Raw genomic sequence first — 26259 nt, forward strand, 5'->3', positions numbered from 1 at the left:
GGGGACAAAATCAGCGGCGGCGCAGCAGCCACATCAGCACCGGGCCGCCGATCAGCGTGGCGACGAGGCCAGCCGGGATCTGGCGCGGGAAGATGGCGGTGCGGCCGATCCAGTCGGCGGCAACCATGATCAGCGCGCCGGCGAGCACCGCGCCGACGGCTTGCGGCAGTGCGCGGGCGAGGCCGAGACGGCGGGCAAGATGGGGCGCCATCAGGCCGATGAAGGTCAGCGGCCCGACCACCAGGGTCGAGGCCGCGGTGAGTGCGGCGACCATCAAAAGCACGAGGAGCCGCGCCGCGCTCAGATTGACGCCGAGGCCTTGCACGGCAGCGGACCCAAGCGGCAGCATGTCCAGCCAGCGCATGAAGAGCGGAGCAAGCAAGAACAGGCAAAAGGCGATCGCCGAGGTCAAAAGCGCCGAGTTCGCATCGACGCCATAGGTCGAGCCGGTCAGCCAGTTGAGCAAAAGCATGGCGCGCGGATCTCCGGTGGCGGTGAGCACCAGGATCAGCGCGTCGAACAGGGCCGTCAGGGCAACGCCGGCAAGCAGCAGCCGCTCCGGCGCATAGGCGGCGCGGCGGCCGATCGCCAGCGTCACCAGCAGCGCGGCGAAGGCACCGATGGTGGCGGCCGCGGTCTGGACGGGGCGGCCCGCATCGGACAGCGAAAACAGCGCCACCATCATGCCGAGCGCGGCGCCGGCGCTGATGCCAAGCACTTCGGGGCTGGCCATCGGGTTGCCGGTCAGCCGCTGCATCATAAGCCCGGCCAGCGCCAGCATTGCGCCGGCGGCAAGCGCGGCGCACACCCTGGGCAACCGCCAGGACAGCAAGGGCTGCAGCTGGTCGCCGGACGCGAATGTCCAGCCATGCGGCCCCGGTGCATAGAGCAAGGCCAGCGCGAGCAGCAGAAGCAGGAGGCCGCCTATCGCCGCAAGCGCCAGGCCGGGCCGACGGGCACGCGGCAGGTGCTCCGAGCCCAGCGACAGCGTCTCGGTGGCAAGTTTCAGGCGCGGCAGCAGCCAGAGCAGCAGCGGCGCGCCGAGAAGTGCTGTCATTGCGCCGGTCGGCAGCAGATCGCCCTGCGGGCCGGTCGCGACCTGCACGCCCTGGTCGACGGTCCACAGCAAGGCGCCGCCGATCAGCGGCGCCATCAAGAGCTGCTGGCCGAGACGCCGGGCGCCGCCGATGCGCGCCAGGGTCGCGGCGGCGAGGCCGACGAAACCGATGACGCCGACAGCGGCGACGACAAAGGCGATGAGGGCGACGGCGGCCGCCAGGCCGGCGAAGCGCCAGACGCCGAGCGGAACGCCCAGGCTGCGCGCGCCTTCGTCGCCGAGGCCAAGCAAGGTCAGCGGCCGCGCCATCAGGCCGATCGCCAGCGCCGTGCCGCCCAGGCGCGGCAAGAGCCACAGCGTCGTCGACCAGTCCTGCTGGCCGAGCGAACCGGCGCCCCAGATGAACAGGCTGGCCAGCCATTCATGCCGCAGCACCACCAGCGCCGCGCCGATGGCGCCGGCATAGAGGCTGACGACAAGTCCGGCCAGCACGACCGCAAGCGGCGACAGCCCCTTGTGCCAGGACAACGCGAAGACCGCGGCCAGGGCCGTGAACGCGCCGGCCAGCGCCACCCATTCGCGGCCGAAGGCAAGCAGCGACGGCGCAAGAAGCGTCGTGAGCGCCAGCGCCAGATAGGCGCCGGCCGAGACGCCGACGGTTTCAGGCGAGGCGAGCGGGTTGCGGAGAACCTGCTGCAGCACCGTGCCGGCTAGGCCGAGTGCCGCGCCACAGAGCAGGCTGACGGCAAGCCGGGGCAGGAAGGCGTAGTGGACGAGCACCTGCCGCATGTCTCCGATATCGGGGCTTGCAAGCGCATTGAGCCAGAGTGCCGGCGGCAATTGCACGATCATGTTGGAAAGGCTTGCGGCAGCGGCGACGCCGACAAGCACGGCGCAGAGCAGGATCGCGCCCGCCGGATATTTCTTGAGGATAGGAAACGACGACGCACAAACTGGCGGGGCGAGGCTGGTGTCGTCGGACAAGATTGCCTCCTGCTCAGCCACCGGCGGGCTCCGTCGTCAGCGCTTGCGCCAGCAGCCGGGCAAAACGGCTCGCCGAAGGCAGCGTGCCGAACATCAGAACGGGGGCAAGACGCATGATCGAGCGGTTGCGCACGAAGGGCATGGCGTTCCAGACCTGGCTTTCGGTCAGCGTGCCGCCCGCCCCCTCCGGCAAGGGTTCGAGATAGGCAAGGCGCGCATCATCCGATGTCGCCAGCCCGTCGATGCCGACGGTTGCAAATCCCCAGTAATTGGTCTCGCCGGTCCAGGCGTTGCGGATGCCGATGCGGTCGAACACCGCCTGGAACAGGCTTTTCTCGCCGTAGACACGCACATTGCGCGGGTCGAGGAAGCTGACGACATAGATCGGCCTCGCCGACAGCGGCGCCAGCCGCTGCCTGACATCAGAAAAATGCGCCTCCGTTGCGGCGATCAGGGCTTCGCCTTCGCTTTCCCTGCCGACAAGCGCCGCCAACTGTCGGGTCGCCTCGATGGCGCGCTGGTAGGGCTGGCCATCCGGCGTATAGATGCCGATCGTCGTCACCGGCGCCACGCGTTCGAGCAGCGGTTTGATGCCGTCGAGATAGGGGATGGAGAGAATGACGTCGGGACGAAGCTGCTGGAGGAATTCGAGATTGGGCTCCAGGATCGTGCCGATATCGGCAACCTGCGGCGGCAGCGGCGGCTCGACCACCCATTTTTCCCAGACCTCGCGGTCGGCGACGGCGACCGGCGTGACGCCGAGCATCAGCAAAGTCTCCGCCAGCCCATCGTCCAGGCAGACGACGCGCAGCGGCTTCGCGTCAGCCGGCCGAACCATGGTTGCGACCAAAGGCAGCACGAACAGCGCCAGCGCGCCGCGCCGAGTCATTCGACCGCGCGGGCGATCGGCTGCCTTGCCCAGCCGGTTATCCTGATCTGTTTTCAACGTGACGTGCCTGTCTGCGGATCTTGGCCCGAACGACCAATGCCGGTTGACTATAAAACATGATTTTCATAGTCAAGATTGAAGATGTCCCAGGGGCCATCAATCTGGCGACTGCAGGCAGGCGCTGCGACTCGCGGCCGCAGTCGCAGTCGCAGTCGCAGTCGCAGTCGCAGTCGCAGTCGCAGTCGCAGTCGCAGTCGCAGTCGCAGTCGCGAAGACCGGGGGCTGAATTGCGGTAGCGGTCAAGCCAGGTATCTGAAAAGACGGTGACAAGCGCCGCTGGAACGTGTTGAAGATGACACTCAGCACGTAGGGGACATACGATCGGGTTGCGCTCGGCAAGTGTTGATGGTTTGTTGCCGGTCAGCGGAGAACGAGTGATGCGAGAATCCTTAGGTCAAGACGAGTATGGGTCGGCCAACCCTTTCGATCCGGACGACCTGCCAAATCTGAACGCGATCGGGCCGGGAATCGGCAACAACGATTTCGAGAAATACGCGGTCGCCGTGATCATCGTGTTCGGCGCCCTGATCATTGGCGGGCTGATGGCCGCATCGATGACCTTCGGCCACCGCAACGGCTTCCTTTTCGCGCTGGGCGGCGCCACATCGGCGTGGATCTCCGGAAACGCGCTTCTGCTCGACCGGCCGCGCATCTACGCGCTGTTCGTCGCCATCGCTGCCCTGATGCTGATCGCATCGACGATCACGCTGGTGACCTGACGGCCCTCGCCGGGCTTTGAACCGGCGCTGTCCGAGAATCCGCCTGGAATCAGTATCCGAGCGCCTCGCCTGAGGCCGCGCGGCTGTCGATGGCGCCATTGTAGCGCGCGCCGCCGCCCTTCCCGATTTCCGCCAGGCTCTTGCCGCCAACGAGAATGCCGGCCGCCTGGCCCCAGGTCTGGTCGCTCAGATCGAGGTGATAGCCCATGCCGGCCAGCAGCCTTTCGGTGTCCGGCGACAGTCCGAACGGTTCGATGTAAACCGTGTCGGGCAGCCACTGATGGTGGATGCGCGGCGCGTCGATCGCTTCCTGGATGTTCATGCCATGGTCGATGACGTTGACGATCGCTTCCAGCGTGATGGTGATGATGCGCGAGCCGCCAGGACTGCCGATGACCATGAACGGCTTGCCGTCCCTGGCGACGATGGTCGGGCTCATCGATGACAGCGGCGTCTTCTTCGGCTGGATGGCGTTGGCCTCGCCCTGGACCAGTCCATAAAGGTTGGGCACGCCGGGCTTCTGGGTGAAATCGTCCATCTCGTTGTTGAGCAGGATGCCGGTGCCGTCGGCGACGACGCCGGCGCCGAACGAGCCGTTCAGCGTGTAGGTGACCGCGACCGCATTGCCGTCATTGTCGATGATGGAATAATGCGTCGTCTCCTTCGACTCGCCAAAGCCCTTCGGCATCAGGTCCTGCGAGACGCCGGCGCGGAACGGGTCGATCTTGTCGCGGATGTCCTTGGCGTAGCCTTTGTCGAGCAGCTTCGAGACCGGATTGTCGACGAAATCGGGATCGCCAAGTGCCGAATTGCGGTCGACATAGGCATGGCGCATGGCCTCGACCATGACATGAACCGTCTCGGCCGAACCAGCGCCGAGATAGGACAGCGGATAGCCTTCCAGCACGTTGAGTATCTCGCAGATGATGACACCGCCCGAGCTTGGCGGCGGCGAGGATGTAATCTCGTAGCCGCGATAGCTGCAGGTCACCGGTTTGAGTTCGCGCACCGCATATTGCTCGAAATCTGGTTTGGCCAGGATGCCGCCCTTGGCGCCGCTTGCCTTGACGATGGCGTCGGCGATGGCGCCTTTGTAGAATGCATCAGGACCTTTGTCGAAAATCGCCGAGAGCGAGGCGGCAAGATCAGGCTGGACCAGCCGCTCGCCGATGCCATAGGGCTTGCCATCGGGCTTCAGGAAAATGGCGGCCGCGGCGGGATCCTTGGCCAGCCGCTCCGCATTGCCGGCAAGTGACGCGGCATCGCCCTGGTTGAGGACGAAGCCGTCCTTGGCATAGGCAATCGCCGGCGCCATCAGGTCTTGCCGGGACAGCGTCCCATATTTTTCACGCGCCATCTCGAAGCCGGCCACCGAGCCCGGCACGCCGACGGCGAGGTAGCCGTCGAGGCTCGCCCCCTTCACCGGTTTGCCGTCCTTGTCCAGATACATGGTCTTGGTCGCCGCCAGCGGCGCGCGTTCGCGGAAATCGAGGAAAGTCGATTTGCCGTCCTTGAAGCGGATGGTCATGAACCCCCCGCCACCGATATTGCCGGCGTTCGGATAGACGACGGCGAGCGCATAACCCACCGCGACCGCCGCATCGACGGCATTGCCGCCCTTCTTCAACACCTCGACGCCGACTTCGGATGCCAGATGCTGGGCCGTCACCACCATGCCGTGTTCGCCCTTGGCCGGTGCCGGCGAGGCGGCGAAAGCCGCCACCGACTGAAGGGTAAGCATCAACGATAGACTGACGGCGATCAGCGTTCTGCGGGTGAGCGGCATGGCGTGCCTCCGGGAGCGTGAGGGGTGCGCCTAGAAGAGCCTCTTGGGGTGGGTTAGTCCAGCCAATAATAACGGGTGGCGATCCTTCACACCCCCCTCTGTCCTGCCGGACATCTCCCCCGCAAGGGGGGAGATCGGTTGTTGTCCCTGCTTTCGCCAATCTCCGACGTTGCAGGAAGAGCGCCGCCGATGAAGCGGCCAATCTCCCCCCTTGCGGGGGAGATGCCCGGCAGGGCAGAGGGGGGTGCTCAAGTGCTGTCCTCGCCCCTGTCGGATCGACTGAAACGTCGAATTATGGGCTACACTATCCCGCCGCTCCCGCCGGCGACCGCCGGACGCTCTCCCGCGACCTTGGCGCGGTAGCCCGCGGCACGGTAGGCGGCGACGGGATCGATGGCACCGCCGGTCTTCAGCCGCGCCATGGCCAGGATCGGCTCGATGTCGGTGCGGTAGGCCGCTTTCAGCGTCTGCGTCGCCATCAGCGCGTCATTGGCCTCCTGGAAGCCTTCGAGCGCCTTGCGGTCGACCAGCAGCGCCTGCGCATAGGCGCGCTGCACCTCGACCGCCGACAGCATCAAGCTTTCGATCGGATCGGTGACGTTGTGGCTCTGGTCGAGCATATGGGCGGGATCGAAACCCTCGGCGCCGGAGAGTTCGGCATCGACCAATTCGTTGAAGACCAGGAACAGCCGGTAAGGGTCGATGGAGCCGGCATCGAGATCGTCGTCGCCATATTTGGAATCGTTGAAGTGGAAGCCGCCGAGTTTCCGGAACTGGATCAGCCGCGACACGATCATCTCGATGTTGACGTTGGGCGCGTGGTGGCCAAGGTCGACCAGGCAGAAGGCCTTGTCGCCCAACTCCCTGGCGATCATGTAATTGGTGCCCCAATCCTGCACGACGGTGGAATAGAAGGCCGGCTCGTACATTTTGTGTTCGCTGAACAGCTTCCAGTCCGTCGGCAGCCCGGCATAGATTTGCTTCATGGCGTCGAGATAGCGCTCGAACGCCTTGGCGAAATTCACCTGGCCCGGGAAGTTCGAGCCGTCGCCGATCCACACCGTCAGCGCCTTGGAGCCCAGCGTCCTGCCGATCTCGATGCATTCGAGATTGTGCTCGACCGCTTGCCGGCGGGTGCCGGCATCGGCATGCGACAGCGAACCGAATTTGTAGGACAGCTTCTGGTCCTTGGCGTCCGAGAAGGTGTTGGAGTTCATGGCGTCGAAGCCGAGACCGAAGCGCGAGGCCGCCTGCTTCAGCCGGTTCGGGTCGGCCTTGTCCCACGGAATGTGCAAGGAGACGGTCGGCGTCGCCTGCGTCAATTGCTGGATGACGGCGCAATCCTCGATCTTGTCGAAGATGTCGCGCGGCTCGCCGGCGCCGGGAAAACGAGCAAAGCGTGTGCCGCCAGTGCCGACGCCCCAGGAAGGGATGGCCACGGCGAATTTCTCGACCTTGTCGCGGATGGCGTCGATGGCGATGCCGCGACGGTCGAGGCGTTCGCCAAGCGAGGCGTAGTCACGCTCGAGGTTGGCTTTGCGCCCGGCGTTGTCCTTTTCGACGATTTCGGTGGAGATGATGGTTTCGGACAACTGCTATTCCTCCCAAAATGCGTTCCGTCAACGCTGCCCCTCATCCGGCCCTTCGGGCCACCTTCTCCCCGTGAACGGGGAGAAGGAAGAAGGCCTAGCGTGTAAAGCTCTGCGCGTTGCCGGCATCGACGTTGATGATGTTGCCGGTCGACTTGGCCGACATGTCGGATGCGAAGAAGTAGATCGCTTCGGCGATGTCTTCGGGAAACACCGAACGCTTCAGCATCGAGCGCGAGCGGTAGTGCTCTTCCAGATCGTCGGTCGACATCTTGTAGGCGGCGGCTCGCTGTTCCTTCCACTCGCCGGTCCAGATCTTCGAGCCGCGCAGCACCGCATCCGGGTTGACGACGTTGACCCTGATCTGGGCTTCCGCGCCTTCCAGCGCGAGACACCTGGCGAGATGGATCTCGGCCGCCTTGGCGGTGCAATAAGCGGCGGCGTTGGGCGAGGCGGCAAGGCCGTTCTTGGAGGCGACGAAGACGACGTTGCCGCCGATCTTCTGCACCCTGAACAGCCGGAATGCCTCCCGCGAGACCAGGAAATAGCCGGTCGACAGGATGTCCATGTTCTTGTTCCACAACGCCAGTGTCGTCTCCTCGATCGGCGCCGAGGAGGCGAGACCCGCGTTGGACACAAGAATGTCGATGCCGCCGAACTCGACCGCCGTCTCGGCGAAGCCCGCGACGACCTGGTCCTCCGAGGTGACGTTGATCACCACTGGCCGGACGAAATCCTTGCCGTAGGCGTTCGCCAGTTCCTCATTGGCGCTGGCGAGCGCGGCCTCGTCGATGTCGGCCAGCACCACGCAGGCGCCTTCGCGCAGCAGGCGGTTGGCCGTTGCCCGGCCAATGCCGCCGGCGCCGCCGGTGACCAGCGCGATCTGGCCGGCGAGCGACTTCGGTCTGGGCATGCGCTGCAGCTTCAGATCCTCGAGCAGCCAGTATTCGATGTCGAAGGCTTCCTGCGCGGGCAGGCCGACATAGGAGGAGACGGTCGAGGCGCCGCGCATGACATTGATGGCGTTGACGTAGAATTCGCCCGAAATGCGCGCGGTGGCCTTGTCGCCGGCGAAGGTGAACATGCCGACGCCGGGCATCAGGTAGACGACGGCGTTGGGATCGCGGATGGCGGGCGAGTCCGCATGCTTGCAGCTGTCGTAATAGGCCTGGTAGCCGACGCGATAAGCGGCAATGTCGTCGGCGAGGCGGGCGATGACGGCGTCGACATCGGGTTTGGCCGGATCGAACTCGATGACCAGCGGGCGGATCTTGGTGCGCAGGAAGTGGTCCGGGCACGAGGTGCCAAGTGCGGCCAGCGAGCGCAAATCCCTGGAGTTGACGAATTCGAGCACGGCGGGCTGGTCGTCGAAATGGCCGAGCTTATGGCTCTTTTCCGAGATCAGGCCGCGGATTTTCGGCATCAGTTTCGCCGCGATGGCGCGGCGTGCGGCGGCGTCGAGCGACTTCACCACCTCGCCGCCGAATATGGCGAGGCCCTCGGAGCGGCGCTCGAACCACTCGATCGCCTGGTTGATCACCGAGATCGTGGTCTCGTAGCATTCCTTGGGCGTGTCACCCCAGGTGAACAGGCCGTGGCTTTCCAGGATGACGCCCTTGGCCTCGGGGTTTTCAATGCAGAATTTCTCCAGCCACAGGCCGAGTTCGAAGCCCGGCCGCTTCCATGGCAACCAGCCGATGGCGTCGCCGAAAATTTCCTTGGTCAGCGCCTTGGAGTCCTTCGCGGCGGCGATGGCGATGATGGCATCGGGATGCATGTGGTCGACAAAAGGCTTCGGCACATAGGCGTGCAGCGGCGTGTCGATCGAGGCCGCGCGCGGATTGAGATTGAACGTGCAGTGCGGCAGGAAGCCGACCATCTCGTCCTCATGCTCGACGCCGCGATAAAGGCCTTTGAGCGCGCGCAATTTGTCCATGTAGAGCGTGGCGAAGCCATCGAGCTTGATCGAGGCGCTGTCGCCGCCGGAGCCCTTGACCCAGAGCACCTCGACGGTCTCGCCGCTGAGCTGATCCTTCTGCCAGATCTTGGAGGAGGTGTTGCCACCGCCATAGTTGGTGACGCGCTTGTCGGAGCCGAGCGTGTTCGAGCGATAGACCAGAAGCTCTGGGTCGCTCATCCCCTTGGCTTTCGCATCATCCCACAGATTGGCCAGGCGCGAGCCGGAGCGCTTGTCGAGCATAGGTATCCTCCCTGGGACGCAAAAGGGTGCAGTCCATTTTGCCGGGAATGTCTACGCAAGCCGGCCGATTGTCAATCATAAACGATCAATATCGATCATATTGCACTGCACAATGAAATTATATGATCGGAAATGATTGACACTGCTCGTTTTGAGTGCCTAGATGGCCAAGCAGGGAGGAACCATGCACGAAAAAGAGCGCCACAGGATCATTCTGTCCGCCGTCCAGGAAAAGCCTGTGGTGACGGTGCAGGAGATGGTCGACCTGACGGAGTCCTCCGAGGCGACGATCCGGCGTGATATCGCGGCACTGCATGTCCAGAAGCGGCTGCGCAGGGTGCGAGGCGGCGCCGAGGCAATCTCGCCGCCACAGTTCATCGGGCTCGCCGGCCGGCCCTTTTCCGTAAACGAAACGATCAATGCTTCTCAGAAGCGGGCGATTGCGCGTGAAGCGGTCGAACTGTGCGGGGATGGCGAGCCGATCATCATCAATGGCGGCACCACGACGTTCCAGATGGTGCATTTCCTGACCGGCCGGCGCATGCCGATCTTCACCAATTCGTTCCCGATCGCCGAGCATCTGCTCAAGCATTCCAAGAACACGGTGATGCTGTCCGGCGGTACGATCTACCGCGAGCAGAACATCATCCTGTCGCCCTTCGACAATGACGTGACGCGCAATTTCTACGCGCGCCGCATGTTCATGGGCGCTCAAGGGTTGGGGCCGCTCGGCCTGATGGAAGGCGATCCGCTGTTGATCCAGGCGGAGCAGAAGCTGATCGACCAGGCCGACGAGCTGGTGGTGCTGGTCGACTCCTCGAAATTCCGCAAGCGCTCCAGCCTGATCCTGTGCGGCCTGTCGCGCATCGCCACCGTCATCACGGATGACGGCATCGAGGATCGCGAAGCCAAGATGTTGGAGACCGCGGGCGTGACGCTGATCGTCGCCCGCAAATCGGCAAAGGAAGAATCTTCGCTGCAGGCCTGAGGCCAACTCACGCCCGCAGCGGCGATGGAATGCAACGCTCAAGGGAGGAAATTCGATGAGCTTTCTGAAGAAATTGATGGTTACGGCGGCGTTTTCCGCCGCCATGTTCGTGAATGCCGCCTACGCCGAAAACGTCAAGATCGCGCTGGTGGTGAAGTCGCTCGGCAACGGCTTCTTCGATGCCGCCAACAAGGGCGCCGAAGAGGCGGCCAAGGAACTCGGCGATGTCGACATCATCTACACCGGCCCGACCAAGGCGACCGCCGAAGCGCAGATCGAAGTGGTCAATTCGCTGATCGCGCAGAAGGTCAACGCCATCGCGATTTCCGCCAATGACGCCGACGCCCTGGTGCCGGTGTTGAAGAAGGCCATGGAACGCGGCATCACCGTCATCTCGTGGGATTCGGGCGTTGCCAAGGAAGGCCGCCAGCTTCACCTCAACCCGTCCGATACCGGCCTGATCGGTGAGACCATCATCAAGCTTGCCGCCGACTATCTGCCTGAGGGCGGCGACGTCGCCATCCTGTCGGCTTCCTCGACCGCGACCAACCAGAACGCCTGGATCGACGCGGCCAAGAAAATCCTGCCGGAGAAGTTCCCCAAGATCAAACTGGTCGCCACCGTCTATGGCGATGACGATTCGGCCAAGAGCACCGACGAAGCCAAGGGCCTGTTGAAGTCCTATCCGAACCTCAAGGCGATCATCGCGCCGACCACTGTCGGCGTCGTCGCCGCCGCCCAGGTCGTCACCGACGCGAACCTGATCGGCAAGGTCAACGTCACCGGCCTCGCGCTGCCGTCCGAGTTCAAGAAGTTCATCGACAACGGCGCCAGCCAGGCGGTGGCTCTCTGGAACCCGATCGACCTCGGCTACTCCGCCGTCTACCTCGCCCATGACCTGGCGGTGAAGAAGGAAGAGGCCAAGCCCGGTGCGACGCTGTCGATCGGCCGCGTCGGCAAGGTCACGCTCGACGACACCAATTCGGCTGCGATGGCTCCGCCCTTCCAGTTCGACAAGTCCAACATCGAGAAGTTCTCCAAGATCTATTGATCTCGGACGCTCGCACCACCCTCCCCCTTGTGGGGAGGGTCGGCGAGCCGGCTTCGCGAAGCGATGCAGGCGAGACGGGGTGGGGGTGGCGACATCTCCATGCACCAGGACCTTGATATGCTAGTAGACCCCCACCCCGCTCACATTGTTCGCGACCCTCCCCACAAGGGGGAGGGTAAGGCAGCCCCACGCCTGACGCTGTCTGGCATCTCCAAGAGCTTTCCCGGCGTGCGGGCGCTGCACAATGTCAGCCTGTCGCTCTATCCTGGCCAGGTAACAGCGCTCATCGGCGAGAATGGCGCCGGCAAGTCGACGCTGGTCAAGATCATGACCGGCATCTACCAGCCCGACGCGGGCACGATCAGCATCGATGGCCAGCCGGTCACCTTGCCAAGCGCGCATGCGGCCTTCGGCCATGGCGTCACCGCCATCCATCAGGAAACCGTGCTGTTCGACGATCTGAGCGTCGCCGAAAACATCTTTCTCGGCCACGCGCCGCGCACGCGTTTCGGCACCATCGACTGGCGCACGATGCGCAAGAATGCGCGCGAAGTGCTCGATGCCATGCATGCCGGCCATATCGACGCCGATGCAAGATTGAAGGATCTCGGCATCGCCAACAAGCATCTGGTCGCCGTGGCGCGGGCCATGTCGATCGACGCGCAGATCGTCATCATGGACGAGCCTACCGCCGCGCTTTCGATGAAGGAGATCGAGGAGCTGTTTTTGCTCATCGAGTTTCTCAAGGAACAAGGCAAGGCGATCCTGTTCATCAGCCACAAGTTCGACGAGATTTATCGGATCGCCGACCGCTACACGGTGTTCCGCGACGGCGAGATGGTCGGCGAAGGCCTGATCAGGGATGCTGCCCAGAGCCAGATCGTGCGCATGATGGTCGGCCGTTCGGTCGATCACATCTTTCCGCAGCGCAAGGCCGAAATCGGCGCGCCCGTGCTCACCGTCTCCGGGCTTTCGCATCCGACCGAATTCAATGACATCGGATTCGAACTACACAAGGGCGAGATCCTCGGCTTTTACGGCCTTGTCGGCGCCGGACGCAGCGAGGTGATGCAGGCGATTTCAGGCATCACCCGCATTTCGAGCGGCACCATCACGCTGGACGGCAAGGCGATCGCGCCGAAATCCGCGGCGGATTCGATCGAGGCAGGCATCGTCTATGTGCCCGAAGAACGCGGCAAGCAAGGCGTGGTGATCGGCCTGCCGATCTTCCAGAACGTCTCGCTGCCTTCGCTCAAGCGCACGTCGATATCCGGCCTGCTGCGGCTGGCGGAAGAGTTTTCGCTCGCCCGCTCCTACACCGAGCGGCTCGACCTCCGGGCCTCCTCGCTCAGCCAGGATGTCGGCACGCTGTCGGGCGGCAACCAGCAGAAGATCGTCATCGCCAAATGGCTGGCGACCGCGCCCAAGGTGATCATCCTCGATGAGCCGACCAAAGGCATCGACATCGGCTCCAAGGCCGCGGTGCACGGCTTCATGGCCGAGCTGGTGGCGCAAGGCCTGTCGGTGATCATGGTATCGTCGGAGCTTCCCGAAATCCTCGGCATGTCCGACCGCGTCGTCGTCATGCGCGAAGGGCTGGTCGCGGCGGTCTACGACAACAAGGAACTGGACGCCGAGACGCTGGTCCGGACGGCAGCGGGGATCGCGGCATGAAGGCTTTGTTGAAATACCGCGAAATCTGGCTGGCCGCGGCGATCATCGTTTTGATCGGGCTGATCTCGACGCGCTTCCCGGCCTTTGCCGATCCCGGCAATCTGCGCCAGGTGTTCAACGACACCTCGATCCTGATGATCCTGGCGCTCGGCCAGATGGTGGTCATCCTGACCCGGTCGATCGACCTGTCGATGGCGTCGAACCTCTGCTTCACCGGCATGGTGGTGGCGATGCTCAACGCCGCGCATCCGGCGATCCCGATCCCGCTGCTGATCGTCATCGCGCTGGCCGTCGGGCTGGTGCTTGGCGCCATCAACGGTCTGCTGGTGTGGCGGCTGAACATCCCCTCGATCGTGGTGACCCTGGGCACGCTGACCATCTATCGCGGCGCCACGTTCGTCCTGTCCGGCGGCGCCTGGGTCAATGCCGACAAGATGAGCCCCGAGTTCATTGGTTTCCAGCGAGCGGCCTTCCTCGGCATTCCCGTGCTGTCCTGGATCGCCATCGCGGTCATCGCGCTGTTCTTCGTTGTGATGACACGCACCGCGCTCGGCCGCTCGATCTATGCCATTGGCGTCAACCCGACGGCGTCGGTCTATGCCGGCATCGATGTCGGCCGCACGAAATTCATCGTCTTCTGCATCTCCGGCATGGTCGGCGGGCTATCCGGTTATCTCTGGATCTCGCGCTATGTGATCGCCTCGGTCGAGGTCGCCAACGGCTATGAGCTCAACATCATCGCCGCCTGCGTCATCGGCGGCATTTCGATCGCCGGCGGCATCGGCTCGGTCGGTGGGGCGGTGCTCGGCGCGTTGTTCCTCGGCATCATCTCCAACGCTCTGCCGGTCATCAACATCTCGCCCTTCTGGCAGATGGCGATCTCGGGCAGCGCCATCATCCTGGCTGTCGTGCTCAACGCGCGCGGCGAACGCCAGCAGGGCCGCATCATCCTGAGAAAGGCGGAGGCGGCATGACCGACATCCCTGCCCCGCGCCACATTCCCGACCGGCTCGACAAGCCGCTGCGTTCGGCGATCTTTTCATGGGAGGCGCTGCTGATCGTGGTGGCGGTCGCCATCTTCGCCATCAACAGCTTCGCCTCGCCCTACTTCCTCGACCCCTATTCGCTGTCGGACCTGACCTTCAACTTCACCGAGAAGGGCCTGATCGCCTTTGCCATGGCGCTGCTGATCATTTCAGGCGAGATCGACCTCTCGGTGGCCGCCATCATCGCGTTGGCCTCGACCATGATGGGCATGGCGGTGCAGGCCGGTGCCGGAACGCCGGTGCTAGTGCTGATCGGCATCGTCGTCGGGCTCGGCTGCGGCGCCTTCAACGGGCTGCTGGTGACAAGGCTCGGCCTGCCCTCGATCGTCGTCACCATCGGCACGATGAGCCTGTTTCGCGGCATCGCCTTCATCATCCTCGGCGACCAGGCCTACAAGGGCTATCCCGAGAGTTTTGCCTTCTTCGGCCAGGGCTATGTCTGGTGGGTGGTGTCGTTCGAACTGATGCTCTTCCTCATCGCCGCCGTCATCTACTGGTTCCTGCTGCATCGCACGAGCTTCGGCCGCCGCGTCTTTGCGATCGGCAACAACCCGGTCGCGGCGCAGTTTTCCGGCGTGCGCGTCGGCCGCATCAAATTCACCCTGTTCTGCCTGACCGGACTGATGGCGGGCATCGCCTCGGTGCTGATCACTTCGCGGCTCGGCTCGACAAGGCCATCGATTGCGCAGGGCTACGAGCTCGAAGTCATCACCATGGTGGTTCTGGGCGGCGTCAGCATCCTGGGCGGCGCCGGCAGCATCCTGGGCGTCGTGCTCGCCGCCTTCATCATGGGACTGGTGACCTTCGGGCTCGGCCTGCTCAACGTGCCCGGCATCGTCATGTCGATCTTCATCGGCCTGTTGCTGATCATCGTCATCGCGCTGCCGATCGTCTGGCGGCGGTTGCGCGGGGGACGCTGATGCCTGAGAAATACGCGTTCAAGATGAAGCTCAAGCCCGGCATGAAGGCCGAGTACCAGAAGCGCCACGACGAAATCTGGCCGTCGCTGGTCGCGCTTCTGAAGCAGGCCGGCGTCTGCGACTATTCGATTCACCTCGATGAGGAGACCAACATCTTGTTCGGCGTGCTGTGGCGGCGTGACGACCACGGCATGGACGACTTGCCCGGGCATCCGGTGATGCAGCGCTGGTGGGCTGATATGGCCGACCTCATGGAGACCAAGCCGGACAACGAACCGGTGGCGGTGCCGCTGGAAACCGTGTTCCATATGGCATGAGTGCGATGCGCCACATCGCCGTCATCGACATCGGCAAGACCAACGCCAAGGTGGCGCTGGTCGACCTCGCAACGCTGAGCGAGGTCGCGCTGCGCCGCATGGCGAATGCGCCGGTGCGCCAGGCGCCCTATCCGCATCACGATGTCGAAGCGCTGTGGGCGTTCATCCTCGACAGCCTTGCCGGCCTCAACCGCGAACAGCGCATCGACGCCATCTCGATCACCACCCATGGCGCGACCAGCGTTCTGGTCGATGCCGCGGGCGAACTGGTGCTGCCTGTGCTCGACTATGAGTTCGACGACCCCGACAGGCTGGCGGCGGACTATGACGCTGTTCGCCCCCCCTTCGCCGAGACCGGCACGCCGCGCCTGCCGCTCGGCCTCAATCTCGGCGCGCAATTGTTCTGGCAGCAGAAAGGCTTCCCGGCCGAATTCGCAAAAGCCGCCGCCGTGCTGATGTATCCGCAATACTGGGCCTTGCGGCTGACCGGCATCGCCGCCAACGAGGTGACCTCGCTCGGCTGCCACACCGATCTGTGGAACCCGTGGAAATCGGATTTTTCGTCGCTGGTCGACACCCTGGGTTGGCGCGCGCTGATGGCGCCGGTGCGGCCGGCCAGGGATCGCCTTGGTCCGGCCCTGCCCGCGCTTGCGGCGCGAACCGGCCTTGATCCGCAAACACCTGTTTTCTGCGGCCTGCACGATTCCAACGCCTCGCTGCTGCCGCATCTCCTTTCCGATACACCGCCCTTCTCGGTCGTTTCGACCGGCACCTGGGTGGTGTCGATGGCGGTCGGCGGCAAACAGGTCACGCTCGACCCGGCGCGCGACACGCTGGTCAATGTCAACGCGCTCGGCGATCCCGTTCCCTCGGCCCGTTTCATGGGCGGGCGCGAATTTTCGTTGCTGACGCAAGGCCAGCCGGAGAACTGGACCGAGGAAGATGTCGACGCCGTGCTGGCGCGTAGGACGTTGCTGCTGCCGTCGACCCAGCAGGGGTCGGGGCCGTTCCCACATCAGACCGCGATCTGGCTTGATGCCGACGACATGAACAGCGGCCAGCGCTTCGCCGCCATCTCGTTCTATCTGGCGCTGATGACGGCGACCTGCCTCGACCTGATCGGCGCCGACGGCCCGACCACCGTCGAGGGGCCCTTCGCCCGCAACCGGCTGTTTGTCGGCATGCTGGCGGCGGCGACCGCACGCACCGTAGTTGCCTCTGAGGCCGCCACCGGCACCAGCATCGGCGCCGCATTGCTGGCATCGGATCAGGCCTCGGCGCACGGCAAGGGCGGGCGAATCGAACCGCCGACCGACTCGGCCTGGGCCGGCTATGTCAGCGCCTGGCGCAGGGCGGTCGAAGCGCGGGGATGATCACAGGATCCGTTTGAGTCCGGGAGAATGGGTTCGGTGCCAGCACGACGATAGAGCAGTTCCAGGAAAAGTGTGAAACGGTTTTCCCAGGAAAAGCGCGCAGCGCTTTCCCTTGGGGAATTGCGCCAAAACAAAGAGTTAGATGTGAGCGGTCCGACGTTTCCGTGAAACGGTGGACCGCTTGAGAGCTCCTTCAGTTGACATAGACCAGCCCTTGCGGGTCGATCTCCGGCTTGCGGCCGGCGACAAGGTCGGCAAGGAATTTTCCCGAGCCGCAGGCCATGGTCCAGCCGACATGGCCGTGGCCGGTGTCGAGGTAGAGGTTTTTGTAGCGCGCCTGGCCGATGACCGGCACGGAGTTCGGCATCATTGGCCTGAGGCCTGCCCAGAGTTCGGCCTTCTTCTCGTCGAAGGCACCGGGGAACAGATCCTTGCCGGTCCTGAACATGGTGGCGAAGTCGCTGGGTTTGTGGGTGCGGTCGAAGCCGGTGAATTCGGCGGTCGAAGCCAATCGCAACCGATTGCCAAGGCGCGAATACGCCATCAGCTGATCCTCGTCGGCGCCGCCCATGGTCGGCCCCTTGCTCTCGTCTTCCAGGGGAATGGTCGCGGTATAGCCCTTTACCGGGTAGACCGGCAGGTCGATACCGTAACGGCGGCCGAGCAGGCCGCTCTCCGGCCCCATAGAGATGACCACGGCATCGCCGGCAATCGGTCCGGCCGAGGTCATCACCGCGCGCACCCGGTCGCCCTCGATGTCCAGCCCCTCGACCGCCGTGCCGTAGAGAAATTTCACGCCAAGCTTTTCGACGGCATGAGCGGCGAGCTTCTCGACGAACTGGCGGGAATCGCCGGTCTGGTCGATCGGCGAATAGACGCCGCCGGCGATCTTTTCCTTCACGCCGGCAAGACCCGGCTCAAGCTCCACCAGCCGGTCGCGGCCGACGATCTCGATCGGCAGGCCATGCTCGGCGAGATAGCGGTAATTGTCGGTGCCGGTGTCGAGACTGTGCTGCGAGCGGAAGAAATAGAGGATGCCCTTCTTGCGCTCGTCGTAGCCGATGCCCGTTTCGGCGGAGATGGCGTTGATGCAATCCCTGGAATAGAGCGCCAGGCGCAGCTTGACCTGGCTGTTGGCGCGCAGGCGCGCCACAGTGCATTGGCGCAGGAAACGCAGGCTCCAGGCGAGGAAATAGGGATCGAAGCGCAACCGCACCTTGATGCCGAGATCGTGGTTGTAGAGCGCGCGCAGGAACGTCTTCAGCGCCGCCGGCGAGGCCCAGGCGGTGGCGTCGCCCGGCGACACCAGGCCGGCATTCGACTGGCTGGTGCCGCGCGCCGGCGCCGCGTGGCGCTCGATCACGGTGACCTCGTGACCATCCCCGGCCAGGTAATAGGCCGCCGCCGTACCGACGACGCCGGCTCCGAGCACCGTTATCTTCATGCCATCCCCCAAGCTCGACACGGCGCAGCGCGTCCGCGCCCTCCGCGAGTGCCTTCCATAGCGCTTCGCCGGATGGCTTGCGAGCCCTCGGAGGCTGACTCAGCCGCGCGAGGAGTTCTTGCCGGTCAGGATGCGTTCCCAGGCGAGCGCGTCGGCAACGATCTGGTCGAGATCGTCGCGCTGCGGTATCCAGCCGAGTTCCGCCCGGGCGAGATCCGAATTGGCAACCACCGCCGCGGCGTCACCGGGCCGGCGGGCGCCCATCTTCACCTCGAAATCATGGCCGAAGGCACGGCGCACGCTGTCGATGACCTCGAGCACCGAATAACCATGGCTGTAGCCGCAATTGGCGACGAGGCTCTCGCCCCCGGCGCGCAGCCGCTGCAAGGCCAGGCGATGCGCCGCCGCCAGATCGCTGACATGGATATAGTCGCGCATGCAGGTGCCGTCCGGTGTCGGATAATCGGTGCCGAACACCTGCATGAAGGGCCGCTTGCCGAGCGCGGTCTCGCAGGCGACCTTGATCAGATGGGTGGCGCCTGGCGTCGACTGGCCGGTGCGGCCCTTGGGATCGGCGCCGGCGACGTTGAAGTAGCGCAGCGCGGTATAGCGGATGTCGTGCGCGAGGCCTGCGTCGCGCAGCATCCATTCGCTCATCAGCTTGGACAGGCCATAGGGCGATTCCGGCGCCAGGCGGGCATCCTCGCGCACCGGCTCCAGTCCGGCGCCGCCATAGACGGCGGCGGTCGAGGAAAAGATGAAATTGGGCACGCCCTCGCGCACCGCGGTTTCGATCAGCGTGCGCGTCTTCGAGGTGTTGTTCTCGTAATAGGCGAGCGGGTCGGAAACCGATTCCGGGACGACGATGGAGCCGGCGAAGTGGATGATGGCGTCGACATTGTTGTCCCTGATGATCGAACCGACCAATTCCTTGTCCGCGACATCGCCGACGACCAGCTTTGCCTCCGGCGCCACCGCCCATTCGAAGCCGGTGGACAAACGGTCGAGAACGACCACGCTGTCGCCGGCATCCAGCAGCTCCCAGACCATATGGCTGCCGATATAACCGGCGCCGCCTGTCACCAAAACCGTCATCCGCGTCCTCGCTTATCCAAGATTTATCGGAAACTGTCTCAACCATCGCCTTACTGGAAAGCCTGCCGCGTGGCCATTAGAACCGTTGGTTACCGGCGTTCACCGATGTGGCGTCATGCTGAAACAAAAGTGATCCAAAGGGGGTATCGTGGACGGGAATAGGCCACGATCCGCCGGCGTTAGGAACAGGTGCGGGGCGTGGCATTTTGACCAAAATGGCCCGGTGGACGACCAACAGGTCAATGATTATGATCCCGCCAAAAATTGGGAAGCCGACATGAACTATCAGCGGTTCTTCGAGGAAGCGATCGACCAGCTCCATGCCGAGCGTCGTTATCGCGTCTTCGCCGACCTCGAGCGCATCGCGGGCAAGTTTCCACGCGCCATATGGCGTTCCAACGGCCGCGCCGAGGAAATCACCGTCTGGTGCTCCAACGATTATCTCGGCATGGGCCAGCATCCCGACGTCATCGCCGCGTTCCAGAACGCGGCCGGCAAGATGGGTTCGGGCGCCGGCGGCACCCGCAACATTTCCGGCACCTCGAACCCGCTGGTCGAGCTCGAGCACGAGCTTGCCGACCTGCACGGTAAGGAAGCAGGCCTGGTCTTCACCTCCGGCTTCGTCTCCAACGAAGCGTCGATCTCGACCATCGCCCGGCTTTTGCCCAACTGCCTGATCATCTCGGACGAGTTGAACCACGCCTCGATGATCGAAGGCGTGCGGCGCTCGGGCGCCGAAAAGAAGATCTTCCGCCACAACGACGTCGCGCATCTGGAAAGCCTGCTGCACGCGGCCGGCCGCGAACGCGCCAAGCTGATCGTCTTCGAAAGCGTTTATTCGATGGATGGCGACATCGCGCCGATCAAGGAGATCGTCGAACTGGCCGAGCGCCACAATGCCATGACCTATATCGACGAGGTCCATGCGGTGGGCATGTACGGGCCGCGCGGCGGCGGCATCACCGAGCGCGAAGGCCTGGCCGACCGCATCGACATCATCGAAGGGACGCTGGCCAAGGCGTTCGGCACGCTGGGCGGCTACATCACCGGCACCAGTGCGGTGATCGACGCGGTGCGCTCCTACGCACCGGGCTTCATCTTCACCACGGCGCTGCCGCCGGCGATCGCCGCCGCGGCCACCACCTCGATCCGCCATCTCAAGCGCTCGCAGGCCGAGCGCGACGCCCAGCAGCAGCAGGCGAGCCGGACCAAGCAGGTCCTGTCGGCCGCCGGCCTGCCGGTGATGGAATCGCCGACCCATATCGTGCCGCTGCTGGTCGGTGACCCCGAGCTGTGCAAGATGGCGAGCGACCGCCTGCTAGGCGTGCACGGCATCTATATCCAGCCGATCAACTACCCGACCGTGCCGCGCGGCACCGAGCGGCTGCGCATCACGCCGACGCCTTTCCATTCCGATGAGTTGATCGCGGGACTGCAGGATGCGCTGGTCGAGACCTGGGATGCGCTGGGCATTCCCTATGGTTCCGCCGGCCGGCCTTCTGTCGCCAAGAGCGACCGGATCGTTCCGCTGCTGGTGCCCAAGTCAGGCGGCTGAAAGCCCGTTTGAAACTCAACTCCGGCGGGATCTGAGGCACCAGAGCGACTTCAGTTCGGGCTTCACCGCTTGGTCAGACAGTTCCCATCCACTTCGCCAGCCGGTGCGCGGCCTCCTCGATCTGGTCGAGGCGGCGGTGGAAGCACAGCCTGAGGGAGGCTTCGCCGCCGGGACCGAAGGCGGTTCCCGGAGCCAGGCCGACATTGGCCTTGTCGACGATATTGAAGGCAGCGGTGCGGGAATCGGTGATGCCGTCGACGGTGAAGAACAGGTAGAAGGCGCCTTGCGGCACGGTAAACCGGGCGCGGCCGGTGGCGCCGAGAATGCCGCAGACCAAGTCGCGCGCCTTCCTCGCCCGCTCCACCTGTTCGGCGATGAAACCATCTCCCTCGTCGAGAGCCGCGACCGCGCCGCGCTGCATGAACTGGGCGACGCCGGAATTCGAATACTGGATCAGGTTCTCGAACACCTGCTGCAGGCTCGGATGCGTCTTGATCCAGCCGACGCGCCAGCCGGTCATCGCCCAGTTCTTGGAAAAAGAGTTGACGAACAGGATGCGGTCTTCCGCCGTGGCGATGTCGAGGAAGGACGGCGCGCGGCCATGGCCATAGTGGAACAGCGAATAGATCTCGTCGGCGATGATCCACACGTTCTTGGCGCGGGCGAGATCGAGGATCGCCCGCAAGGTTTCGTGATCGGCGGTCCAGCCGGTCGGGTTCGACGGCGTGTTGATGAACAGCGCCTTGGTGCGCGGCGTGATCGCCGCGGCGATCTTCTCGACGTCGCAGGACCAGCCATTGCCGGAATGATCGAGCGTGACCGCCACCGGAACGGCGCCCGATAGGGCGGCGGCGGCGTCGAAATTCGGCCAGGCCGGCGACAGATAGATCACCTCGTCGCCGGCGCCGGCGAGAGCGGTAAGGGACATCTGGATGGCATGCATGCCGGATCCGGTGACGATGAATTGCTCCTCCGGGAAGGTCTTGGCGAAATGCCTGGCGTAGTAGCGGGCCAGCGCCTGCCTGAGGTCGGGAATGCCCCTCTGCCAGGTGTAGAACGTCTCGCCGCCGGCCAGCGCCTTCGACGCGGCATCGGTGATGAAGGCCGGTGTCGGCAGGTCGCCCTCGCCGGCCCAGAGCGGGATCAGCCCCTCACGCAGGCGGCCGTAATTGACGACGGCGACAATGCCGCTCTCAGGTGCGGCACGGGCTTCGGCGCGAAAGCTGTCGATCAGGCTCATGGACAAATCCGTTTTCGATTAGAGTTGCCGCTCTTTACCAGATGCTCGAACAGAAAACCCCGGCCGCGAACGGCCGGGGTTTTGGTCCAGCAACGGTTGGCTAAATTATCGCTTGGCTAGCAGATCGCGGATTTCGGTCAGCAACACAACATCGGCGGGTGGCGGCGCGGCGGGGGCCGCAGGCTTCTCGGCCTCGAGCCGCCTGCGCAGATTGTTCACCGCCTTGACCATGAGGAAGATGATGAAGGCGAGGATGAGGAAGTTCAGCACCACCGTGATGAAGCTGCCATAGGCAAAGACCGCACCCTGTTTCTTGGCGTCGGCCAGCGAGGTGGCATTCACGGCAGAGGACAATCCAAAGAAATAGTTGTTGAAGTCCAGGCCGCCGAAAATCGCACCGACGATCGGCATGATGATGTCGTTGACAAGGGAATCGACAATCTTGCCGAACGCAGCGCCGATGATGACGCCGACGGCCAAGTCCATCACGTTACCCTTGGAAATGAATTCCTGGAATTCTTTCAGCATTCGACCCTCCTTGTCATGACCGGCCGCGTTGCCGCTCCGTCCTTGCGGCATCGACCTGAAGGCAACATAACAAAAACCTGGAGTTGCAACATGGGCAAAAAGGGGAAAGCAACCGCTTTCTCCTTGGGTAGCGCCCGGGCTCGCTTCGTAGCCGCGATCATGCTGCCAAAGCCGCAATGGACTCCGGCGCCAAGCTGTGATTGCGTTCGCACAAGCCGGATAAAAAGGCGGCAAGGAAGGAAATTCCAGGCGTGCAGGGCTTGTTCATCGTCATCATCGCGATCGCCTATGTGACGCTGCTGTTCGCCATCGCCAGCCTGGGCGACCGCCGCTCGGCCGTCTCCGGACCCGGACGCGCGCGGCCCTTCATCTATGCGCTCAGCCTTGCCATTTACTGCACCTCCTGGACCTTCTTCGGCTCGGTCGGGCTCTCATCCGAGCGCGGCCTCGAATTCCTCGGCATCTATACCGGCCCGGTGCTGGTGTTCGTGTTCGGCTTCCCGCTGCTCAACCGCATCGTGCGGCTGGCCAAGACCGAGAAGATCACCTCGATCGCCGACTTCCTTGGCGCCCGCTACGGCAAGAGCTTCACCGTCGCCGCGATCGCCACGCTGATCGCGACAATTGGCGCGGTGCCCTACATCGCGCTGCAGCTGAAGGCGATCTCCGGCTCGGTCAGCCTGATGGTCGAGCACTATACGGGATCGCCGCCCTCCTTCGATCCGTTCGTCAGCGACATCTCGCTGGTCGTCGCCATGCTCTTGGCGCTGTTCGCGGTGCTGTTCGGCACCCGCCACGCCGACGCCACCGAGCACCAGGACGGGCTGGTGCTGGCGGTGGCGGTCGAGACCGTGGTCAAGCTTGCCGCCTTCCTGGCGATCGGCCTGATGGTCACCTTCCTGATTTTCGGCGGCCCGGGCGACATGTTCGCCAAGCTGGCGCAGAATGGGCAAGTGCGTCAGGCGATGGGCTACAACACTTCGCTCGCCACCTGGCTGGTGCTGACGGGCTTGAGCGGCTTTGCCATCATCCTGTTGCCGCGGCAGTTCTACGTCACGATCGTCGAGAACCGCGGCGAGGCCGAACTGCGCACCGCGACCTGGGTGTTCCCGCTCTACCTCGTGGCGATCAACCTGTTCGTGCTGCCGATCGCCTTTGCCGGCCTGTCGCTGGTCGGCACCGGCACCAGCAGCGATCTCTACGTCTTGTCGCTGCCCCTGTTCAGCGGCCATGACGTGCTCGCTATGACAGCCTTCATCGGCGGCCTCTCGGCGGCAACGGCCATGGTGATCGTCGAAAGCGTGGCGCTGTCGATCATGATCTCCAACGATCTCGTCATCCCGCTGTTCGTGCGGCGCCTGCTCAAGACCTCGACCTCGGAGAACGAGGACTGGTCGACGCTGATCCTCAATGTGCGGCGCGGGGCGATCTTCATCCTGTTGTTCATCGCTTTCCTCTACTACCGCGAGAGCACCAACAGTGCACGACTGTCATCGATCGGCCTGATGTCGTTCGCGGCCATCGCGCAGTTCGCGCCGGCGCTGGTCGGCGGCCTGATCTGGCGCGGCGCCAACGGCAGGGGTGCCGCGCTCGGCATGGTCGCGGGCATCCTCGTGTGGGGCTACACGCTGCTTTTGCCCTCGCTTGTCGCGCCCGATACCGACATGGTCGTGCACGGGCTGTTCGGCTTCGAGGCGCTGCGGCCACAGGCTCTGTTCGGCACGGTGGCCGAACCACTGAACCACGGCGTGTTGTGGAGCCTGTCGATCAACACGCTGTTCTTCGTGCTTGGCTCGCTGTCGCGCGCCTCGGTGCCGCTGGAGCGCATCCAGGCATCGATCTTCGTGCCGAGGGATGCCGGCCCGATGCCGAGCCTGCGCCGCTTCCGCACCGCCATCACCGTCAACGACCTCAAGGATACGATCGGGCGTTACCTCGGCGTCGAGCGCACCGAACGCTCCTTCCAATCATTCGAGAAGACCAACGGCACCACGCTGCTCGGCAAGGAGCAGGCGAGTATGGACGTCATCCGCTTCTCCGAGCAACTGCTGGCAAGTGCTGTCGGTTCCTCCTCGGCGCGGCTGATCCTGTCGCTACTGTTCCGGCGCCACGACCGCGAATCCAGCGATGCCTTCCGCCTGCTCGACGACGCCACCGAGGCGCTGCAGCACAACCGCGACCTGTTGCAGATCGCGCTCGACCAGATGGAGCAAGGCATCACCGTCTTCGACCGCGATTTCAGGCTGATCTGCTGGAACCGCCAGTACCGGGCGCTCTTCGACCTGCCCGACGACATGGGCCAGGTCGGCGTCTCGCTCGACCAGATCCTGCGCCATCTCGCCGAACGCGGCGACATTCCTGCCGACCAGCGGGTGACGATGCTCAATCGGCTGACCAGTTTCGTCAGCCCGTGGCAGATGGAATTGAAGACCAGCGGCCGCATCCTGGAACTGCGGTCCAACCCGATGCCGGATGGCGGTATCGTCGCCACCTATGCCGACATTTCCGGGCGCGTCGAACAGGATCTGGCGCTGAAACGCGCCAATGAATCGCTGGAGCAGCGCGTCAAGACCCGCACCATCGAACTGACCAGGGTCAACGAGGAGCTGGCGCAGGCGCAAATGCTGGCCGAGGAGGCCAATCTCGGCAAGACGCGCTTCCTCGCCGCCGCCGGCCACGACATCCTGCAGCCGCTGAACGCCGCCCGGCTCTATTGCTCCTCGCTGATCGAGAAGGCCGGCAAGGGTCCGGCCGGAAAGGCGGCGGTCAACATCGAATCCTCGCTGGAATCGGTCGAGACGATCCTGGGCGCCGTGCTCGACATCTCGCGCCTCGATGCCGGCGCGATGAAGCCGGATGACAGCGCCTTCACACTCGACGGACTGCTGAGCCAGATCGGCAACGACTTCCGGCCGCTTGCCGCCGAAAAGAAGCTCGGTCTAACGATCATGCCATCGTCGCTGACGGTTGTGACGGACCGCAATCTGTTGCGCCGCCTGATCCAGAATCTCGTCTCGAACGCCATCAAATACACCCGCCACGGCCGCATCCTGGTCGGCGTGCGGCGGCGCGGCGAACTGGCGGAGATCCAGGTGATTGACACCGGCATCGGCATTGCCGGTGACAAGCTGAACACGGTCTTTCGCGAATTCACGCGACTGGACGAGGGTGCGCGAGAGGCCGAGGGCCTCGGCCTCGGCCTCTCCATCGTCGACCGCATCGCCCGGGTGCTCAGGCTAGAAATCCGCATCTTCTCCAATCCGGGCAAAGGCACGCGCTTTTCCGTTGTCTTGCCGGTCGCTGCCATGCAGGAGCCGCGACGCGAGATCGAAAAGACCAGAGGCCCTGTCCGGGCGGCGGCTTCGCTGGCGGGATTGCATGTGCTTTGCATCGACAATGATGCCCGCATCCTCGAAGGCATGCGGCTGCTGCTCGAAGGCTGGGGGTGCTATGTCGAGACGGTGTCCGGCTCACGCGATCTGGAGACCGCCGCGATCCGCCGCCCAGACATCGTGCTTGCCGATTACCATCTCGACGGTGAAACCGGCCTCGACATCATCGCCAGGCTGCGGGCGGCTCATGGCAGCGACCTGCCGGCCGTATTGGTCACGGCCGACCGCTCCAACGAGGTGCGGGCGGTCGCGAGCGAGCTCGAGATCCCGGTGATCAACAAGCCGCTGAAGCCCGCCGTGCTGCGTTCGATGATGGCCAGGGTCAGGCCGCTGGCCTCGGCGGCGGAATAGG

At 64.2% G+C, this 26259-nt stretch carries 19 protein-coding genes; 10 read left to right on the top strand and 9 right to left on the bottom strand.

The genetic code is table 11. The features are described 5' to 3' along the window. Positions 1-10: 10 nt before the first annotated feature. Both fhuB and MESOP_RS32430 read right to left on the bottom strand, forming a co-directional pair. A complete protein-coding gene (gene fhuB, locus MESOP_RS32425; RefSeq protein ID WP_013897226.1) occupies positions 11-2062 on the bottom strand; it encodes a Fe(3+)-hydroxamate ABC transporter permease FhuB in 2052 nt (683 codons plus the stop codon). Continuing rightward, entirely contained in the window at positions 2055-2930 is an 876-nt protein-coding gene (locus MESOP_RS32430; RefSeq protein ID WP_013897227.1) for an ABC transporter substrate-binding protein, read from the bottom strand. The genes fhuB and MESOP_RS32430 overlap by 8 nt, the downstream gene beginning before the upstream one ends. Positions 2931-3367: 437 nt before the next feature. On the opposite strand from MESOP_RS32430, the gene MESOP_RS36520 reads away from it, so the two are divergent. Further along, positions 3368-3709 (top strand): hypothetical protein, encoded by a 342-nt coding sequence (locus tag MESOP_RS36520; protein WP_013897228.1) that lies wholly within the window; start codon positions 3368-3370, stop codon positions 3707-3709. 49 nt (positions 3710-3758) lie between these two features. Here MESOP_RS36520 and ggt read toward each other — a convergent pair whose 3' ends face one another. The 3 genes from ggt to MESOP_RS32450 form a co-directional block, all read right to left on the bottom strand. Continuing rightward, on the bottom strand, positions 3759-5495 hold the full coding sequence (ggt, locus tag MESOP_RS32440; protein ID WP_013897229.1) for a gamma-glutamyltransferase: 1737 nt from the start codon (positions 5493-5495) through the stop codon (positions 3759-3761). A 299-nt stretch (positions 5496-5794) separates the two neighbouring features. Beyond that, positions 5795-7087, bottom strand: coding sequence for an L-rhamnose catabolism isomerase (rhaI, locus tag MESOP_RS32445; RefSeq protein WP_013897230.1), 1293 nt, complete (start codon positions 7085-7087; stop codon positions 5795-5797). A gap of 94 nt (positions 7088-7181) precedes the next feature. Then, positions 7182-9284: a bifunctional rhamnulose-1-phosphate aldolase/short-chain dehydrogenase gene (locus MESOP_RS32450; protein WP_013897231.1), complete on the bottom strand. Its 2103-nt coding sequence runs from the start codon at positions 9282-9284 to the stop codon at positions 7182-7184. 184 nt (positions 9285-9468) lie between these two features. Between MESOP_RS32450 and MESOP_RS32455 the strand changes: the two genes are divergently transcribed. The 7 genes from MESOP_RS32455 (at position 9469) to MESOP_RS32485 (ending at position 16653) form a co-directional block, all read left to right on the top strand. Next, the gene (locus MESOP_RS32455) at positions 9469-10272 is read left to right on the top strand and encodes a DeoR/GlpR family DNA-binding transcription regulator (protein WP_013897232.1); all 804 of its coding nucleotides are present in this window, start codon (positions 9469-9471) and stop codon (positions 10270-10272) included. 55 nt (positions 10273-10327) lie between these two features. Further along, on the top strand, positions 10328-11323 hold the full coding sequence (rhaS, locus tag MESOP_RS32460; protein ID WP_013897233.1) for a rhamnose ABC transporter substrate-binding protein: 996 nt from the start codon (positions 10328-10330) through the stop codon (positions 11321-11323). Positions 11324-11440: 117 nt separating this feature from the next. Then, complete coding sequence (locus MESOP_RS32465; protein WP_013897234.1) at positions 11441-12997, top strand: sugar ABC transporter ATP-binding protein; 1557 nt, start codon at positions 11441-11443, stop codon at positions 12995-12997. Next, on the top strand, positions 12994-13971 hold the full coding sequence (locus tag MESOP_RS32470; protein WP_013897235.1) for an ABC transporter permease: 978 nt from the start codon (positions 12994-12996) through the stop codon (positions 13969-13971). Before MESOP_RS32465 ends, MESOP_RS32470 begins: the two co-directional genes overlap by 4 nt. Then, on the top strand, positions 13968-14963 hold the full coding sequence (locus MESOP_RS32475) for an ABC transporter permease (protein ID WP_013897236.1): 996 nt from the start codon (positions 13968-13970) through the stop codon (positions 14961-14963). The genes MESOP_RS32470 and MESOP_RS32475 overlap by 4 nt, the downstream gene beginning before the upstream one ends. Next, positions 14963-15280, top strand: a complete 318-nt coding sequence (gene rhaM, locus MESOP_RS32480) for an L-rhamnose mutarotase (protein ID WP_013897237.1) — start codon at positions 14963-14965, stop codon at positions 15278-15280. Before MESOP_RS32475 ends, rhaM begins: the two co-directional genes overlap by 1 nt. Then, complete coding sequence (locus MESOP_RS32485; RefSeq protein WP_013897238.1) at positions 15277-16653, top strand: FGGY-family carbohydrate kinase; 1377 nt, start codon at positions 15277-15279, stop codon at positions 16651-16653. The genes rhaM and MESOP_RS32485 overlap by 4 nt, the downstream gene beginning before the upstream one ends. Positions 16654-16846: 193 nt before the next feature. Here MESOP_RS32485 and MESOP_RS32490 read toward each other — a convergent pair whose 3' ends face one another. Both MESOP_RS32490 and galE read right to left on the bottom strand, forming a co-directional pair. Then, complete coding sequence (locus MESOP_RS32490; RefSeq protein ID WP_013897239.1) at positions 16847-18097, bottom strand: D-amino acid dehydrogenase; 1251 nt, start codon at positions 18095-18097, stop codon at positions 16847-16849. Between the two features lie 99 nt (positions 18098-18196). Next, the gene (galE, locus tag MESOP_RS32495; protein WP_013897240.1) at positions 18197-19192 is read right to left on the bottom strand and encodes a UDP-glucose 4-epimerase GalE; all 996 of its coding nucleotides are present in this window, start codon (positions 19190-19192) and stop codon (positions 18197-18199) included. A 277-nt stretch (positions 19193-19469) separates the two neighbouring features. Between galE and hemA the strand changes: the two genes are divergently transcribed. Further along, positions 19470-20747, top strand: coding sequence for a 5-aminolevulinate synthase (hemA, locus tag MESOP_RS32500; RefSeq protein WP_013897241.1), 1278 nt, complete (start codon positions 19470-19472; stop codon positions 20745-20747). 73 nt (positions 20748-20820) lie between these two features. Here hemA and MESOP_RS32505 read toward each other — a convergent pair whose 3' ends face one another. Together MESOP_RS32505 and mscL are read right to left on the bottom strand one after the other, a co-directional pair. After that, positions 20821-21987 carry a pyridoxal phosphate-dependent aminotransferase gene (locus tag MESOP_RS32505; RefSeq protein WP_013897242.1) on the bottom strand — a complete coding sequence of 389 codons (1167 nt, stop codon included), beginning with the start codon at positions 21985-21987 and terminating at the stop codon, positions 20821-20823. 105 nt (positions 21988-22092) lie between these two features. After that, on the bottom strand, positions 22093-22515 hold the full coding sequence (gene mscL / locus MESOP_RS32510) for a large conductance mechanosensitive channel protein MscL (protein ID WP_013897243.1): 423 nt from the start codon (positions 22513-22515) through the stop codon (positions 22093-22095). Positions 22516-22766: 251 nt separating this feature from the next. Here mscL and MESOP_RS32515 point away from each other — a divergent pair, with 251 nt between their 5' ends. Further along, entirely contained in the window at positions 22767-26258 is a 3492-nt protein-coding gene (locus tag MESOP_RS32515; RefSeq protein ID WP_013897244.1) for a PAS domain-containing hybrid sensor histidine kinase/response regulator, read from the top strand. Position 26259 lies beyond the last annotated feature (1 nt).

It is taken from the genome of Mesorhizobium opportunistum WSM2075 (assembly GCF_000176035.2).
GTDB lineage: Bacteria > Pseudomonadota > Alphaproteobacteria > Rhizobiales > Rhizobiaceae > Mesorhizobium > Mesorhizobium opportunistum.

What these genes read in the sequence shown, in the direction of transcription:
- MESOP_RS32430 (WP_013897227.1), bottom strand. Translation starts at nt 2,930, where the DNA reads ATGACTCGGCGCGGCGCGCTGGCGCTGTTCGTGCTGCCTTTGGTCGCA.
- MESOP_RS36520 (WP_013897228.1), top strand. Translation starts at nt 3,368, where the DNA reads ATGCGAGAATCCTTAGGTCAAGACGAGTATGGGTCGGCCAACCCTTTC.
- ggt (WP_013897229.1), bottom strand. Translation starts at nt 5,495, where the DNA reads ATGCCGCTCACCCGCAGAACGCTGATCGCCGTCAGTCTATCGTTGATG.
- MESOP_RS32450 (WP_013897231.1), bottom strand. Translation starts at nt 9,284, where the DNA reads ATGCTCGACAAGCGCTCCGGCTCGCGCCTGGCCAATCTGTGGGATGAT.
- MESOP_RS32455 (WP_013897232.1), top strand. Translation starts at nt 9,469, where the DNA reads ATGCACGAAAAAGAGCGCCACAGGATCATTCTGTCCGCCGTCCAGGAA.
- rhaS (WP_013897233.1), top strand. Translation starts at nt 10,328, where the DNA reads ATGAGCTTTCTGAAGAAATTGATGGTTACGGCGGCGTTTTCCGCCGCC.
- MESOP_RS32465 (WP_013897234.1), top strand. Translation starts at nt 11,441, where the DNA reads ATGCTAGTAGACCCCCACCCCGCTCACATTGTTCGCGACCCTCCCCAC.
- MESOP_RS32470 (WP_013897235.1), top strand. Translation starts at nt 12,994, where the DNA reads ATGAAGGCTTTGTTGAAATACCGCGAAATCTGGCTGGCCGCGGCGATC.
- MESOP_RS32475 (WP_013897236.1), top strand. Translation starts at nt 13,968, where the DNA reads ATGACCGACATCCCTGCCCCGCGCCACATTCCCGACCGGCTCGACAAG.
- rhaM (WP_013897237.1), top strand. Translation starts at nt 14,963, where the DNA reads ATGCCTGAGAAATACGCGTTCAAGATGAAGCTCAAGCCCGGCATGAAG.
- MESOP_RS32485 (WP_013897238.1), top strand. Translation starts at nt 15,277, where the DNA reads ATGAGTGCGATGCGCCACATCGCCGTCATCGACATCGGCAAGACCAAC.
- MESOP_RS32490 (WP_013897239.1), bottom strand. Translation starts at nt 18,097, where the DNA reads ATGAAGATAACGGTGCTCGGAGCCGGCGTCGTCGGTACGGCGGCGGCC.
- galE (WP_013897240.1), bottom strand. Translation starts at nt 19,192, where the DNA reads ATGACGGTTTTGGTGACAGGCGGCGCCGGTTATATCGGCAGCCATATG.
- hemA (WP_013897241.1), top strand. Translation starts at nt 19,470, where the DNA reads ATGAACTATCAGCGGTTCTTCGAGGAAGCGATCGACCAGCTCCATGCC.
- MESOP_RS32505 (WP_013897242.1), bottom strand. Translation starts at nt 21,987, where the DNA reads ATGAGCCTGATCGACAGCTTTCGCGCCGAAGCCCGTGCCGCACCTGAG.
- mscL (WP_013897243.1), bottom strand. Translation starts at nt 22,515, where the DNA reads ATGCTGAAAGAATTCCAGGAATTCATTTCCAAGGGTAACGTGATGGAC.